We start from the raw sequence: 13,889 nt of genomic DNA, 5'->3' as shown, positions 1-13,889 counted from the left end.
GGATGCAACAGGAGGCGCACGTTGTGCCCGTGGCCGGGCTGCGCCGCAGCGGGCGCAGGCGCCCGGTTCAGGCGTCGCTGCGTTTGGCGCCGGCGTCCAGGCCGGACTTGAGGCTGGCCTCGACGAATTGGTCCAGGTCGCCGTCGAGCACCTTCTGCGTGTCGGTGCGCTCGATGCCGGTGCGCAGGTCCTTGATCCGGCTCTGGTCGAGCACGTAGTTGCGGATCTGGCTGCCCCAGCCGATGTCCGACTTGGTCGCCTCGACCGCATCGCGCTCGGCGTTGCGCTTCTGGATCTCCAGCTCGTACAGCTTGGCGGCGAGCATCTTCATCGCATTGTCGCGGTTCTGGTGCTGGCTGCGCCCGGTCTGGCAGGCGACCACAATGCCGGTCGGCACATGGGTGATGCGCACCGCCGATTCGGTCTTGTTGACGTGCTGGCCGCCGGCGCCGGAGGAGCGGTAGACGTCGGTCTTCAGGTCGGCCGGGTTGATGTCGATGTCGATGTCGTCGTCCACCTCCGGCGACACGAACACCGAGGTGAAGCTGGTGTGGCGGCGGTTGTCCGAGTCGAACGGCGACTTGCGCACCAACCGGTGCACGCCGGTCTCGGTCTTCAGCCAGCCATAGGCGAAATCGCCCTCCACGCGCAGCGTGGCCGACTTGATGCCGGCCACTTCGCCGCCGGACACTTCCATCAATTCGGTCTTCCAGCCGCGCGACTCGCACCAGCGCAGGTACATGCGCAGCAGGATCTCGGCCCAGTCCTGCGCCTCGGTGCCGCCGGCGCCGGCCTGGATGTCGACGAAGGCGTTGCTGGCGTCCATCCGCCCGGAGAACATGCGCTGGAATTCCAGCTTCTCCACGTGCGCCTGGAAGCGCCCGACATCGGCCGCCACCGCCAGCGCGGTGTCCTCGTCGTCCTCGCTTTCGGCCAGTTCCAGGAACTCCAGCGCCTCGCTCAGCCCGTCGAGCACGCTGGCGATGCCGCCGACGGTCTTCTCCAGGTTGGCGCGCTCGCGGCCCAGGCCCTGGGCGCGCTCGGGGTCGTTCCAGACATCGGGGCTTTCCAGCTCCCGGGTCACTTCCTCCAGGCGTTCCTTCTTGACATCGTAGTCAAAGAAACCCCCGGAGCGACAGCACCCGATCGGACAGATCGGCGATGCGGTGGCGGATGGGATTGAGTTCGATCATGGCGGCATTCCGGCAAACGGCAGACAAGAGCGCGATTCTAGCAATTCCGGCCGCTGCGCCACAGCGCGCGCCGACGGCCCGCCCAGGCCGAGCACCGTGCCGATCACGCGGCGAGCGCCGCCTCGCCCTCCCCGGCCGCCGCGCGCAGGGCGGCGCGGCAGCAAACGGGAGCAGAGACTGGCGCTCGGCGATTCGGACACGCCGCATATTCCGATGCGCAGCGAAAGCAATCGATAGCCCACTTTGGCAAGCGTCGCAGGGCAAAAAATCGGCAGGCGCTTATCGCCCACCGGTAACAATCATGCCAACACCATAAAATCTCAACCAAACACAGAGATGAATCGCTACGACGTCATAGCTCCAGAGATCGCGCATAGCCTACGCGCCGGTGATCCGCGTGGTGCCAGGCAGGATGCATCCACGACGCTTCCGAACCGGTGTTCTGAGCACCGAACGGAACCGAGTTTTCGGACCCTCCGAAGCTACTCATCGCATCGATCAAGGCACGCAGCTCGCGCCCACTATCGTATTGCCCCGCAGCAACCGGGCTTTCCAAATAGCGTCCATCACGACGCCGATCAACCTGCGCAGCAACAATGGGTTCAGCAAGGCCCCACTCCGAGCCCGAGCTAAAAAGCATTGAAAAAGATTCGAGTTCCCCACTCGAAATACCATGCGGAACCGATTCGGCCGTCGCGCCCTTCCTGCTCGACGGCGTCGGATTGCTTCCAGCCACAAGAAGCCCTTCGGTGGTCTCAACCGATCGATGCAACACCGTAGTCTGATCAGGACGGAGGTGGACATCATGAGCAGAACAGTCAGGGTTTGGCGCCATTTGTCGGCAGCGGACCGTGAACAGCTATGGACGCGCTGGCAGGCGGGCGAGCCGCCGAGTGTTATCGCCAAGGTGCTTGAGCGGGATGAAGCGTTGGTTCGGTACGTCCTTCGGCAGCGCGGTGGGTTTGCGCCGCGACCGTGCAAACGAGCGGCACGAGCACTCCAGCTGGCTGAGCGCGAGGAGATCTCGCGCGGCCTGTGCCAAGGCCGTTCCCTGCGCCAGATCGCTCAGGCCTTGGGCCGGGCGGTCTCGACCATCAGTCGGGAGATCGAGCGCAACGCAGGCTGTGAGATCTACCGCGCGACACACGCCGACGAGCGCGCCTGGTCGCAAGCCAAACGGCCCAAAGCCTGCCTGCTTGCCCGCTGCGGGGTGCTTCGCCGCCTGGTCGCCAGCAAGCTGGCCCGTCGCTGGGCGCCGCAGCAGATCAGCGGATGGCTTGTCCGCCGTTATCCAAACAACGACAGTATGCCGGTGTCGCACGAAACCATCTATCGAAGCCTGTTCGTTCAGAGTCGCGGGGTGCTCAAGAAGCAGCTCTTGGCCCAGTTGCGCACGCGTCGACTGGTGCGTTATCCGACCGCTCAGGGACGCCACGGGAAGAGCCGCAAGGGCGCCCGCAACCTGATGATAGATGCCCTGCCGATCAGCCAGCGTCCGGCCGAGGTGGACGACCGCGCGGTACCTGGGCACTGGGAAGGGCGACCTGCTGATGGGCACGGTGAACACGCAAATCGCCACGCTCGTGGAGCGGCAATCGCGCTTTGTGATGTTGATCAAGCTTCCTTCACGCGACAGTGCCACCGTGGTGGACGCGGTCGCCAAGCATATCCGGCGGTTACCTGCTCAGCTGAAAGGTTCCCTGACCTGGGATCGCGGTGCCGAAATGCACAAGCACCAGCGCTTCACCCTGGCGACAGACGTGCAGGTCTTTTTTTGCGACCCGCATAGCCCGTGGCAGCGCGGGTCAAACGAAAACACCAATGGCTTGCTCCGCCAGTATTTCCCCAAAGGACAGGACATTAGCCACTACACCCAGGTCCAACTCAATGCCATAGCCAGGGAACTTAACCAGCGTCCTCGGCAGACGCTGGACTTCCAGACCCCTGCCGAGGTACTAAATCAAGCTGTTGCATCGACCGGTTGAGACCGCCCAAAGCCTGTTGTGCGATAGCGGCTATACCGGAGAACCGTTCGCCGAAGGCGTACGAGAGATCCTGGGCAAGCAAGTCACGGTGCAGATCGCCAAACGCAGCGAACTGCACACCTTCAAGGTCATGCCCAAGCGCTGGAGCGTCGAACGCAGCTTTGCGTGGCTGGAAAAGAACCGAAGGCTATGGAAGAACTGCGAGCGTAAGCTCAACACCAGCTTGCAGTTCATCCACCTGGCATTCCTGACACTACTACTCAAAAGATCGTGAACAGGTTCTGAGAGCGGGCGAATCAGCTCTGCAGCGCCTTTCGTCGCCTCGAAGACGGCATGGAAATAGTTTGCGTCCAGCCACTCGGCGCGGCAGTAGTTCAGCACTTCCGCGTGCACGACGCGACGCTCCAGCGCGGCCTTGAGTGGTCCCGCACGGGCTCGCGCGGCATCGAACGTTGTGGCCTTGTCTGTGTGCGCGACCTGGCCATCTTCGCGCACGTAGAAGCCGGAAGTGGCCAGGACGACGTTGAGTTCGTCTCGCCGCCATGCGAACGCCGCAGCGTGACGAACTTAGTTCACCGGGTTCATCGCGCGGTTGATGGACATGATGAGGTGGTTGCCGAGCTGACGCTGGTTCTGCGCACCGGCCAGCGCGTTGAACCTGCGGCAAATCGTTCCCTTGACCAAGCGACGCTGTTCACATGAGCATCCAAGGCGGCTTTTGCGGCGTCGGGCCAGGCATCTTCATGTCACCTTGCATTGACATTTCACGGAAGTCACGGAGCCGCGCGCTCAGACCGGCCCAATGCAAGACTCCAGCTTCGCCGAAGAGGCGCTACCCAAAGGCCGCTCTCTATGCGAGAACGGCCTACGCGTTGGTGCCCGAGGCCGGAATCGAACCGGCATGACCGTGAGGTCGAGGGATTTTCTTACCACTTCGGCTTTCGCCGCCAACGCTGAGCGCCGTTCGTGGTCTGGAGCACGCCTTCACCATAGCCTTGCGGCCTTAGGTGCCCGCCGTCTGCTCTCTACACCTTCCCTCGAACCTTTCGATCCAGGGCTTGGCTCGGCGTTGGCTCGGACATCTGCATGTCCAGGGCGTTCACCGAATTTGACGGGCTTCACCTTCGGAGTTTCCTCCGAAGGGCTCAAATTGCTTCAAGTCCCTTGTGTCTACCAGTTTCACCACTCGGGCTGGCTTGACTCGCTACCTATCCATTTTTGCCCGACTACCACCGGGCTTGCTCCAACTGCACCGCTTCGCTTGGCCCCTAGCTGGCTCCTAGCCTACCAAGGGGCCACCTCGGACTTCGTCCCCAAATGCCCGGAAACCCGCGTCGTTCCTAGTTCCGAGGGCGATTACCGCACAAGCGAAAAGACTTGACAAAGGAGTTTTTAAGTCCGATGCGTCTACCAGTTTCGCCATCCGGGCCTGGTGCCGCTAGCGTGCCTGATCGCATGCCGATTGTGAACCGCGGCGCGGGCGACAGCGCGTGCAACGCGGCGCGCGGCAGGCGGCGAACCCCGCGTCGGCGCCGCGCCCACGGCCTGCCGGCCGCGCTCAGGTCGCCCGCCAATAGCGCACGCCCTGCGCCGGCTGGCGCAGATAGCGGTCGAAGCACATCGCGATCAGGCGCCGCAGCGGGCGCCCGCGCGCGGTCGCCTGGATCGCCCCGTGCGATGCTCGGCCAGGCCGTCGGCGCACAGCGGCGCCAGCGCCTGCAGTTCGTCGCGGAAGTAGCTGGCGAAGTCGATGCCGTGGCGCGGCGCCAGCGCCGCGACATCGGCGTGGCCCTGGCACATCAGGTGCTGGATCGGCCCCGCGCGCAGCACCGGACTGTCGTCGGCATCCACCGCCGCCTCCCAGGCCGGCAGTTCGCGCTGGTTCTGGCTGTGGCTGGCGCCGATGCGGCTGATCGCACCGACGCCCAGGCCGAGCAGGTCGGTCTCGGCATGCGTGGTGTAGTCCATGAAGTTGCGGTGCAGCCCGCCCTGGCGCTGCGCGTGCGCCAGGTCCCCGTGCGGCAGCGCGAAATGGTCCATGCCGAGCCGCCAATTCGGCTACACGCTCGGCTTCTTCCTGTTCTGGTTGGCGACGTTGGCGTCCAGCCTGCTGACCGGCTTCCTGCTGCGGCCGCCGTCGCATGCCGACGACGCCGGCGACGAGCCGTTGCCATGAGCGGAGCGCGCCTGCGCTGCACCATTCCGCCGCGCCTGGCGCGCACGCGCCGCTGCGCCCTATGGCTGCTGTTGGCCGCGTTCTACCTGCTGCCATGGCTGCGCCGGGACGGCCGCCAGGCGCTGTTGTTCGACCTCCCCGCTCCGCGCCTGGACCTGTTCGGCTGGACCCTGTGGCCGTACGACATCGGCTGGCGGCGGCTGGCGCTATGCGCCGCGGCCGCCGCATTGGCGGTGACACCACCCTGGGCGGACGTGTCTGGTGCGGCCTCGCCTGCGCACAGAAGACGGTATGGAGCCAGGCGTTCGTCTGGCTGGAACGGCGCTTCGCGCCCTGGCCCGCGGCCGCACGCCCGTGGCCTGGGCGGCGATGGCGCCGTGAACCGGCATCGGCTTCATCGGCTGCTTCACGCCGATCGCCGACCTGGTCTTGCAGCTGCGGCCCTTCGCCTGGAGCGGCTGTGAAACGTTCTGGCTGCTGTTCTACGCCGTCGCCACCTGGGGCAATGCAGCTTCCTGCGCAGCCAGGTATGCAGATATCTGTGCCACTACGCGCGCCTGCAGCCACTGCTTGTGCGACCGCGACACGCCGCTGATCGGCGACGACGCGAAGCGCGGCGAACCCCGTGGCGCGCTTGCCTGAGGCGGCCCGGGCGGCATCAAGCGGCGCGGACGCCGCCTGCTCGACGCCGGCACCGCTCGCGACTGCGCACTGCGCACCAGCATCGCCCGCCGCGGCCACGCGCTGGCCGCCTACGCCGACACCCTGCCCAAATTCAATGCCGAACAACTCGACGACTGCATGGACTGCAGCGCCTGTGTCGATGCCTGCCCCGCGCGCATCGACCGGCGCAACGGTCCGCACACTACGCCTGCGGCGATTGCGTGGCCGCCTGCGACCGCAGCATGGACCGCCACGGTCTCGCGCACGGCCTACTGCGCTGGACCGGCGCCAACGCGATCGACCGCCAGCCGCGGCGCAGGCCGCGGCCGCGGCCGCTGGCCGGCGCCGCGCTATTGCTGGCAGCGTTGCGCGCCGTGGGCTGAGCGGCGCGTCCCCGCGCCAGACCCGGCGCAGCGGGGCCGCCCGCCGCCGTGGCGCGGCGCGGCAAGCGGCAGAACTGCCGGCGATCTGCGGCCGACGCGGGACAGCCACGCGCACACCGATGCAGGGCTCGCCGCCGATCGCCCTGCACCTGCAGGCCCGCCGCCCGGCAGCGCCGGATTTTTTGCCGGTAGGCTGGCGCGACGCGCAGGAGGACTGTAGGATGCTCAGGCGCCAAGCGGGAATAGCTCAGTTGGTAGAGCGCAACCTTGCCAAGGTTGAGGTCGCGAGTTCGAGTCTCGTTTCCCGCTCCAAATATTGATCTACAGACTTCCACTGGCGTCTGTAGGTTGTTGAAAAGAGGGGCTTCGGCTCCTTTTTCATTCCAGCAAAAGCCACTGGGATCCAGCGACAGCTAGCGTTTTTGAGGCCAGAATTGAGGCCAAAGAATACGGGCGGTGCCGGTTCCGGGTTGTTGCTGGGGTTGGATCGGGAAGACCAGCAGCATCGAGCCTAAGTCTCACGACTTAGGAGTTTGATGATGGCACTCTTTGATCTGACCGTGCGGCAAGCCAAGGCCGCCGAGAAAACCTACAGTATCCCCGACACCGACGGCCTAGGCCTGGTGGTCACACTACCGGTGGCAAATCGTGGCATCTGCGCTACTACTGGCTCGGTAAGCAAAAGCGCATCTCTCTGGGCACCTACCCTGAGATCGGACTGCGTGAAGCACGCAGCTTGCGTGATGAAGCTCGCGCGCTCCTGGCAAAGGGTATCAATCCGCACGCTGACCGCAAACGTAAGCGACACGCTGTCAAGCTGGCCTCGGACTACACGTTCAAGGCGGTCTTCAATGCCTGGGTCGAGCATCGCACGAAGGAACTCAAGGAAGGCAGGAACAGCACGCTTACGCAGATCAAGCGAATCTTCGTGAAAGATGTGCTGCCCAGCCTTGAAAAGATGTCGATCTACGACATTCGCCGGCCTCAGCTCCTGGGCGTCTTGGCGCGGATCGAGGGGCGCAAGGCTTTCACTACTGCCGAGAAGGTCCGCACCTGGCTGGGCCAGTTGTTCCGCTACGCCTTGGTCATCGTGGAGGGCATGGAGGCCAATCCGGCTACCGACCTCGACGTGGTGGCGGAGCCCAAGCCTCCGGTGAGCCACAACCCCTACCTGCATCTGCCCGAACTGCCCGGCTTTCTCCAGAAGCTCAGGCTCTACAACCCTCGTGGCTGGCAAACGCAACTCGGCATTCGGCTGCTGCTCCTGACCGGGGTACGTACCGGCGAGCTACGGCTGGCCACCCCGGACCAGTTCGACCTCGACCGCGGTCTTTGGATTATTCCGCCGCAGATCGTCAAGCAGCTTCAGGAGGAAATGCGCAAGGCCGGCAAGCGCCCGCAGGATGTTCCGCCTTACATCGTGCCGCTGTCCCTTCAGGCCATTGAGATCGTGCGCTACCTCTTGGGGATCATGCGGCCTGCTCAGCGCCACTTGCTGACGCACCGCAGCGAACTCAAAAAGCGCATCAGCGAGAACACTCTCAATGCCGCCTTGAAGCGGATGGGCTACGAGGACCAACTGACCGGCCATGGCATCCGCGGGACTATCTCGACAGCGCTCAACGAGATTGGCTATCCCAAGATTTGGGTGGATGCGCAGCTTTCGCACGCTGATCCAAACAGGGTGAGTTCGGCTTACAACCACGCCAAGTATGTGGAGCCGCGACGCCGGATGATGCAAGACTGGGCCGACCGTCTCGACCTACTTGAGCAGGGCCAGGTGGAGGCTGCTAGCGCTCACCTCACCATTCATATTGAAGGGGTGCCAGCGATGGCAGAAGAGGAAGGGCCTTTCCGCATCGTTGCGGCGCCCCTTGAAGCTTCTGTATCGCCCATGGCAGCTCGTAGCGTTGTGACGCCGAACCACGCGGGTATCGCGTTTCAGCGGCTGTCGCAGTTGCCTCCGCCCCCGACGCATGCACAGGAGCCGGAAGTGTCCGCCATCCAGCGCGAGCGCGAAGAAATGCTGGTCATCTACGAATCGCCAAGCAGCCTGCCGGTTCCCCTGTACGGCAAGCTGGCGGGGAAGTCCAAGGATCAGATCAACCGCGAGCTGAAGGCAGGCAAGCTGCTGTCCATCAGCCTGGGCAATCGGGGGCAGCGTGTTCCCGACTGGCAGTTAGCGCCACTCAAGCAAAAGCTGGCCCAGGTGCTTAGAAACCAATGCCCGCACGCGGATGCGTGGGATCTATATCGTATGCTGACCCAACCGCACCCGGATCTTGGTGATCATGCAGCGATCGATGTAGTCACGCCGAGCAATGTCCCTGCGATCATTCGGACCATCATGTGCGGCCAACACCAGTCAGCGTCTTCTAAGGGCGTCGCGCCGCAGGCTATCCCCCGAAGATGTGCGGCAGACCGTTCATAGAATGGCGGATGGCGCAGCGGTTTACGAGGGCATATAAGCGACAGCGCTGTGGCCTGTTGACCGGAAGGGGGCGGTCAACAGGTTTGGACCGGCCAGATTTCCGTAGACACTCAGTCGCCGCTCTGCGCGTAGCGCCTTTCAAACTCTACCGGTGACACGCCGCCAGCGGAACCATGCCGGCGGATCGGGTTGTAGAACATCTCGATATAGTCGAACACGTCCGATGCCGCCATGGCGCGTGTCGGGTAGATCCGACGCTTGATACGTTCCTTCTTCAAGACGCTGAAGAAGCTCTCGGCCACGGCGTTGTCATGGCAGTTCCCGCGTCGGCTCATGCTCGGCACCATCCGGTGCGCCTTCAGGAACGACTGCCAATCGCTGCTGGTGAACTGCCAGCCCTGGTCGGAGTGCACCATCACGCCAGGACCGGGCTTGCGCCGCCACGCCGCTGCCACCAGTGCCTGCAGCACCAGATCGCTGGTCATTGTCGAAGCGGTTGCCCAACCCACGATCTGGCGCCAATACAGCTCCATTACCGCTGCCAAGAACAGCCAGCCCTCGTAGGTGCGGAGATAGGTGATGTCCGTGACCCAGACCTTGTTCGGGGCCTGCGGAATGAAGTCCCGGTTGAGCACATTCGCCACCACGCCGACCGGACCTCCCCGCTAACGCGGCTTGCTGCCGTAGCCAACCTGCGCTCGCAAGCCTTCGGCCTTCATCAAGCGCCGCACCCGGTGACGGCTGCAACGCTCGCCGGCCTCACGCAGATCCAGGGTGAGCTTGCGATAGCCGTACACCGCGCCGCTGGCCAGCCAGTGGTGCTTGATCAGGCCCAGCAAGCGCTGGTCCTCGCGTTCGCGGACGCTGGTGCCGTTGCGCAGCCAGGCCTAGTAACCACTGCGATGCACGCCCAGCACCCGGCACATCGTCGCCAGACGAAACTCCCGGACGTGCGCACGCATGAACGCGTACTTCGCCCTTACCCCTTGGCAAAGTACGCGGCGGCTTTTTCTAGAGCGTGTTATGAACTTTGAAGGATGGTAGCGGCGTTGCTGAGCATGAGCACGGTGAAGACGACGAAGTGCAAGCCAGCCAAGGTTTCCGGCAAGCGCTCATAGTCGCGTGCCAATCGTCGGAATCGGTTGACCCAGCCGAAGCTGCGTTCGACGACCCAGCGCCGAGGAAGCAAGACGAATCCTTTCTTGGCTTCGGGAAGTTTCACCACGTGCAGTTCGATTCCTTCTGCCTGCGCGGCTTGCGCCGGCTCCTGCCCGGTGTAGCCTTGATCCACGAACGCCAGTTTTACCGTATCGCCCGTGACATGTTGCACCTCTTGCGCCAGCGAGCGCACCTGAGCGCGTTCTTGCTCGTCGGCAGGTGTGACTTGCACTGCAAGCAAATATCCGAGCGTGTCCACCGCCATATGCACCTTGCTGCCCTTCTTGCGCTTATAGCCGTCGTAGCCTGCACGTGTGCCGCTCTCGCAGGTGGATTGCAGCGTCCGCCCGTCCAGGATGACAGCACTGGGTTGGCCATGTCTGCCTTGGGCAACACGCAGGATGGAACGCAGGTCGTTGACCATGGCTTCAAAGCAGCCCGCCTGCAGCCAGCGTTGTGTCTGTTGGTAGACCGCTTCCCATGGCGGGAAGTCCTTGGGCAAAAGGCGCCATGGCGCTCCAGCACGTGCCATCCAGCGCAGCGCATTGAACATTGCCCGCAGCTCGTACTTGCGCTGCGGAGCGTGCTCGGTCATCAGGCTCAGGTAAGGCGCTGCGAACGCCCACTCTTCGTCGGAAATGTCGGTCGGATATGGGCGTTTGCTCTGCATCCCGCTACGATAGCCGGATCGACTCAAAGTTCATAACACGCTCTAGGATGTCGCGCTCCTCGGTTACCCGCCTCAGTTCGGCCTTGAGCCGGCGAATCTCCGCTGAGTCGGTCGACGCCGCTGCAGCGCCGGCTGCCGGCGCCATCTTCCTGGCGGCCTGCACCCACCCGTATAGCGTGTGCTTGGGAATCCCGATTCGGGAGGCCACATCCACCACCGTGAAGCCGCGTTCGATCACCTGCTTCACCGCCTCGGCCCGGAACTCATCCGTGTACTGCTTGCTGTTGCCCATAAACACCTCGGTCATTGCCATCAATTATGGCGTCCGGATGTCTACGAAAGGCTGGCCGGTCCAAAAAGTAAAGACTGGTCATGCCGAGGTCACCGTCCAGCAAGGAAATGCATTTGGTACGGCATCTACAAACGGCATATCAATGAATGGCAGCGTGGGCTTCAAGACCACACAAGACCATTTTGAGTTCAGTGCATCGTTCACGCCAGGAGGCGAACTGAACGGCTCGGGCAGGGTCACTGTCGGCGCTGTTTCTTACGAGTTTTCAAACAGTTCGGTTGGGACGAAATTCAACTTTGATAACGGTGCGAGTGCGTCCATTAGCAGAAATTTCGATGGAGCATGGAACGCAAACTGGTCATCGCCGACAATTGGCGGCTTTCAAACCTCATTGGGCTTCGGTAGTAGTGGGGGAAGCTGGTCTATTAACGCCAATTTCACACTTAAGCAAAATTGATTTGCTAGGTTGATGCGCCCCTCGATTTTTGCTGGCTAGGGGGGCGCTCCTTAACCATCAATTTACTTAGAAATGCTAAACCCATCCCAAATTCTCCGAGTGTCAGCATCTAGCGTTTTTATGGTGGTACTCACTAGTTGTGCATCGATACAAGGCGGTTTGGATCGCTTCGATGATTGGCTAGGCCAGAGAAGCTCTCATGATGGAAGGTATTTGGCCAGTTGCTACGAGCCTGGCAACACCTTCGACGACACGACAGCCCCGCCATGCGAACTCAGTATCAGAAGGCACTGCCCGAATGGATTCACGATATTGAGCGTTGGGGCCACGGAAAATCCTAACCCTCGCAGCTTCACCGAGAAGTACGACGTCACGGCCGTCGCTCAATGCAAGTGAAGTGCACTTGGATCAACGCGTGATGTCGACCTTCGAACCGCCGCCGAGCCATCATGTCATGGGGCTGTGCATTGCTATCGGTGGTCACGATGTGCGAAGTATGGCGGTCATTCGACCGCCCTGTTAGACGAGCGCGATGCTCCCTGTGGGACGATCTGTAGCACTGCGTGTTCAGCCATTTCCCACAACGGAACGCCCTTACTGCAGGATCTACCTGTAGCTCTGACAGCATCCGATCAGTGGTACCGGAACTACCTGGAAACGGTGACGACGGAGCAGCTGCCAGAGTCGATCCCCTTCGCGTTCACGGATGGTGACAAGGGGCACATGTCGAGAGAGGAGATGCTGATTCACCTTGGCACGCACAGCGGTTACCACTGTGGCGAAGCCGGGCGCATCATGTCGAGGCTGTCTCTTCCTCTACCGTGGGACACCTTCGCGGTAGATCTCCATCGGACCGAGCCGTCACGCCGTCTGGCTACACGTCCCCTGCAGCACGGATTAAGGGACCTTGCTCTTCCACCGAAAGGTAAGCGCAAGCGCAGCGTCGAAGGCGCAGATCGATACTGATACAGCAGAAAGGTGGTCCGCCGCACCCGGGCGAAGGCGACGCATCGAATGGTTTCAGCGGCGATCAATCCGTCGCTCGCTCTGTCGTCGCCTGCAGCGCGTCGATCACGCCAGGCTCGAGGAACACGCATGCTCATCGACCGCGATCTGCACGTTGAACACCGCGGCGAATACATTGCGCTTCAAGTGCGCCAACTGGCGTGTCCGGTACGCCTGTTCCGGCGAAACGCGACCAGCCCTCGACGATGAGCCGCTACGTTGCGGTCGTAGCTTCTGTAGGGATGTGCTCTGCGTCCGTTGCGATGGCGTGGATGGCAGTCCTTGAGCATTAAGGATGGTCTGAACAACTCCCTCTGATCCTGCGACAATCGTACAAAGCCCAACAGGACAACGACGATGCAATTGTCTTTCGGCGACGCGGAGTACAACGGCAAGCGCAAGCAGACGCGGCGCGAAAGGTTGCTGGCCGAGATGGATCAGGTGGTGCCGTGGAAAGACCTGCTGGCGCTGATCGCGCCGCACTATCCGAAGTCGGGCCATCCGGGCCGTCAGCCGTACCCGCTGGAGACAATGCTGCGCATCCACTTTCTGCAGCAGTGGTACGCACTGAGCGACCCGGGCGCGGAAGAAGCCTTGTACGACACGGCGTCGATGCGCCGTTTCGCCAGGATCGGCGGGTTGGATGAGGTGCCGGACGAGACCACGATCCTCAACTTCCGCCGGTTGCTGGAGACGCACGATCTGGCGCGCACGCTGTTCAACCGGGTCAACGCGCACCTATCGCGCAAGGGCCAGAGCCTGCGCGGCGGCACCATCGTGGACGCCACGATCATTGCCGCGCCCAGCTCGACCAAGAACAAGAACGGCGAGCGCGACCCGGAAATGCACCAGACCAAGAAGGGCAATCAGTACTACTTCGGGATGAAAGCGCACATCGGCGTGGACGATGAGTCCGGGCTGGTGCACCACTTGGAATGCACGGCGGCCAACGCCGCAGATATCACCCAGGCGCACAAGCTGCTGCACGGCAAGGAAGACACGGTATGCGGCGACAGCGGCTACACCGGGCTGGCCAAGCGCGAGGAGATGGCGAGCAAGCGCAAGCTGCGCTATCTGATCGCGGAGAAGCCCTCGAAGCTGAAGCAGATCAAGAGCAAGCGCGAATTGAAGTGGGCACAGCGCTGGGAGCACGCCAAGGCCAGCCTGAGGGCGAAGGTGGAGCATCCGTTCCGGGTGATCAAGCGCCAGTTTGGCTACGTCAAGGTGCGCTATCGCGGCCTGGCGAAGAACACGGCGCAAGTGCTGACGCTGTTTGCGCTGTCGAACCTGTGGCTGAAGCGAAAGCAGTTGCTGCCTGTCGTGGGGAGGGTGTGCCTGTAATCCGGGAAATACCCCGGAAATGCGCCGGAAACGGCGAAAAACCGAGGGTCTGAGCGCCGTGGGCGTGGTCGATATGGCTTGCCTCATCCTCCGACCGCGTTGATCAGACTATCCTTAATGGAAGTCTTTGGACGA

11 protein-coding genes, 1 tRNA gene and 5 pseudogenes are annotated in these 13,889 nt (G+C 62.8%); 10 read left to right on the top strand and 7 right to left on the bottom strand.

Features of this window, described 5'->3' with window-relative positions; all coding sequences use genetic code 11:
* Positions 1-67: 67 nt before the first annotated feature.
* Together prfB and G4Q83_RS04760 are read right to left on the bottom strand one after the other, a co-directional pair.
* Positions 68-1,193 (bottom strand): peptide chain release factor 2 gene (gene prfB / locus G4Q83_RS04765; RefSeq protein WP_128419425.1). Its coding sequence is split into 2 segments (ribosomal slippage): positions 68-1,117 and positions 1,119-1,193, totalling 1,125 coding nucleotides; the frame shifts between segments, so codons are not numbered across the junction.
* 352 nt (positions 1,194-1,545) lie between these two features.
* A complete protein-coding gene (locus G4Q83_RS04760; RefSeq protein WP_128419423.1) occupies positions 1,546-1,968 on the bottom strand; it encodes a hypothetical protein in 423 nt (140 codons plus the stop codon).
* A gap of 30 nt (positions 1,969-1,998) precedes the next feature.
* On the opposite strand from G4Q83_RS04760, the pseudogene G4Q83_RS04755 reads away from it, so the two are divergent.
* Positions 1,999-3,178 (top strand): annotated as a pseudogene (locus G4Q83_RS04755) (IS30 family transposase).
* 7 nt (positions 3,179-3,185) lie between these two features.
* Positions 3,186-3,452, top strand: a pseudogene (locus G4Q83_RS04750) (transposase); the annotation flags it as partial.
* A 59-nt stretch (positions 3,453-3,511) separates the two neighbouring features.
* Here the strand turns inward: G4Q83_RS04750 and G4Q83_RS24460 are convergent.
* Positions 3,512-3,559: pseudogene (locus G4Q83_RS24460) on the bottom strand (hypothetical protein); the annotation flags it as partial.
* Between the two features lie 6 nt (positions 3,560-3,565).
* Between G4Q83_RS24460 and G4Q83_RS23005 the strand changes: the two are divergent.
* Positions 3,566-3,880: a hypothetical protein gene (locus G4Q83_RS23005; RefSeq protein ID WP_246432283.1), complete on the top strand. Its 315-nt coding sequence runs from the start codon at positions 3,566-3,568 to the stop codon at positions 3,878-3,880.
* 924 nt (positions 3,881-4,804) lie between these two features.
* On the opposite strand, the gene G4Q83_RS04740 is transcribed toward G4Q83_RS23005, so the two are convergent.
* The gene (locus G4Q83_RS04740) at positions 4,805-5,218 is read right to left on the bottom strand and encodes an oxygen-independent coproporphyrinogen III oxidase (protein WP_246432282.1); all 414 of its coding nucleotides are present in this window, start codon (positions 5,216-5,218) and stop codon (positions 4,805-4,807) included.
* On the opposite strand from G4Q83_RS04740, the gene G4Q83_RS04735 reads away from it, so the two are divergent.
* The 5 genes and pseudogenes from G4Q83_RS04735 to G4Q83_RS04720 all read left to right on the top strand — a co-directional run bounded on the left by G4Q83_RS04735 (position 5,217) and on the right by G4Q83_RS04720 (position 8,831).
* Positions 5,217-5,354, top strand: coding sequence for a hypothetical protein (locus tag G4Q83_RS04735; protein ID WP_158255088.1), 138 nt, complete (start codon positions 5,217-5,219; stop codon positions 5,352-5,354). The two genes, G4Q83_RS04740 and G4Q83_RS04735, sit on opposite strands and share 2 nt — an antisense overlap.
* Positions 5,351-5,818, top strand: a complete 468-nt coding sequence (locus G4Q83_RS23000; protein WP_246432281.1) for a hypothetical protein — start codon at positions 5,351-5,353, stop codon at positions 5,816-5,818. The genes G4Q83_RS04735 and G4Q83_RS23000 overlap by 4 nt, the downstream gene beginning before the upstream one ends.
* Positions 5,819-6,259: 441 nt before the next feature.
* Entirely contained in the window at positions 6,260-6,400 is a 141-nt protein-coding gene (locus tag G4Q83_RS22995) for a hypothetical protein (RefSeq protein WP_246432280.1), read from the top strand.
* A 236-nt stretch (positions 6,401-6,636) separates the two neighbouring features.
* Positions 6,637-6,712, top strand: a tRNA-Gly gene (locus tag G4Q83_RS04725).
* Between the two features lie 224 nt (positions 6,713-6,936).
* A pseudogene (locus tag G4Q83_RS04720) lies at positions 6,937-8,831 on the top strand (tyrosine-type recombinase/integrase).
* A gap of 110 nt (positions 8,832-8,941) precedes the next feature.
* Here G4Q83_RS04720 and G4Q83_RS04715 read toward each other — a convergent pair.
* The 3 genes and pseudogenes from G4Q83_RS04715 to G4Q83_RS04705 form a co-directional block, all read right to left on the bottom strand.
* Positions 8,942-9,844: pseudogene (locus tag G4Q83_RS04715) on the bottom strand (IS3 family transposase); the annotation flags it as partial.
* 8 nt (positions 9,845-9,852) lie between these two features.
* Positions 9,853-10,659 carry an IS5 family transposase gene (locus G4Q83_RS04710; RefSeq protein WP_185817193.1) on the bottom strand — a complete coding sequence of 269 codons (807 nt, stop codon included), beginning with the start codon at positions 10,657-10,659 and terminating at the stop codon, positions 9,853-9,855.
* 4 nt (positions 10,660-10,663) lie between these two features.
* Positions 10,664-10,972 (bottom strand): transposase, encoded by a 309-nt coding sequence (locus G4Q83_RS04705; RefSeq protein WP_128421947.1) that lies wholly within the window; start codon positions 10,970-10,972, stop codon positions 10,664-10,666.
* A gap of 16 nt (positions 10,973-10,988) precedes the next feature.
* Between G4Q83_RS04705 and G4Q83_RS04700 the strand changes: the two genes are divergently transcribed.
* Together G4Q83_RS04700 and G4Q83_RS04690 are read left to right on the top strand one after the other, a co-directional pair.
* Positions 10,989-11,408: a hypothetical protein gene (locus G4Q83_RS04700; RefSeq protein WP_128421948.1), complete on the top strand. Its 420-nt coding sequence runs from the start codon at positions 10,989-10,991 to the stop codon at positions 11,406-11,408.
* Positions 11,409-12,770: 1,362 nt separating this feature from the next.
* A complete protein-coding gene (locus G4Q83_RS04690; RefSeq protein WP_185817191.1) occupies positions 12,771-13,754 on the top strand; it encodes an IS5 family transposase in 984 nt (327 codons plus the stop codon).
* Positions 13,755-13,889 lie beyond the last annotated feature (135 nt).

Source organism: Xanthomonas theicola (genome assembly GCF_014236795.1).
Classification (GTDB): Bacteria; Pseudomonadota; Gammaproteobacteria; order Xanthomonadales; family Xanthomonadaceae; genus Xanthomonas_A; species Xanthomonas_A theicola.
The sequence above is the reverse complement of the archived record's forward strand: the minus strand, read 5'-3'. Positions and strand labels throughout refer to the sequence as shown.

Excerpts from the sequence above, each read along its gene's own strand:
- G4Q83_RS04710 (WP_185817193.1), bottom strand. The coding sequence starts at position 10,659 with ATGCAGAGCAAACGCCCATATCCGACCGACATTTCCGACGAAGAGTGG.
- G4Q83_RS04700 (WP_128421948.1), top strand. The coding sequence starts at position 10,989 with ATGTCTACGAAAGGCTGGCCGGTCCAAAAAGTAAAGACTGGTCATGCC.
- G4Q83_RS04740 (WP_246432282.1), bottom strand. The coding sequence starts at position 5,218 with ATGGACCATTTCGCGCTGCCGCACGGGGACCTGGCGCACGCGCAGCGC.
- G4Q83_RS22995 (WP_246432280.1), top strand. The coding sequence starts at position 6,260 with ATGGACCGCCACGGTCTCGCGCACGGCCTACTGCGCTGGACCGGCGCC.
- G4Q83_RS23000 (WP_246432281.1), top strand. The coding sequence starts at position 5,351 with ATGAGCGGAGCGCGCCTGCGCTGCACCATTCCGCCGCGCCTGGCGCGC.
- G4Q83_RS04735 (WP_158255088.1), top strand. The coding sequence starts at position 5,217 with ATGCCGAGCCGCCAATTCGGCTACACGCTCGGCTTCTTCCTGTTCTGG.
- G4Q83_RS04690 (WP_185817191.1), top strand. The coding sequence starts at position 12,771 with ATGCAATTGTCTTTCGGCGACGCGGAGTACAACGGCAAGCGCAAGCAG.
- G4Q83_RS04705 (WP_128421947.1), bottom strand. The coding sequence starts at position 10,972 with ATGGCAATGACCGAGGTGTTTATGGGCAACAGCAAGCAGTACACGGAT.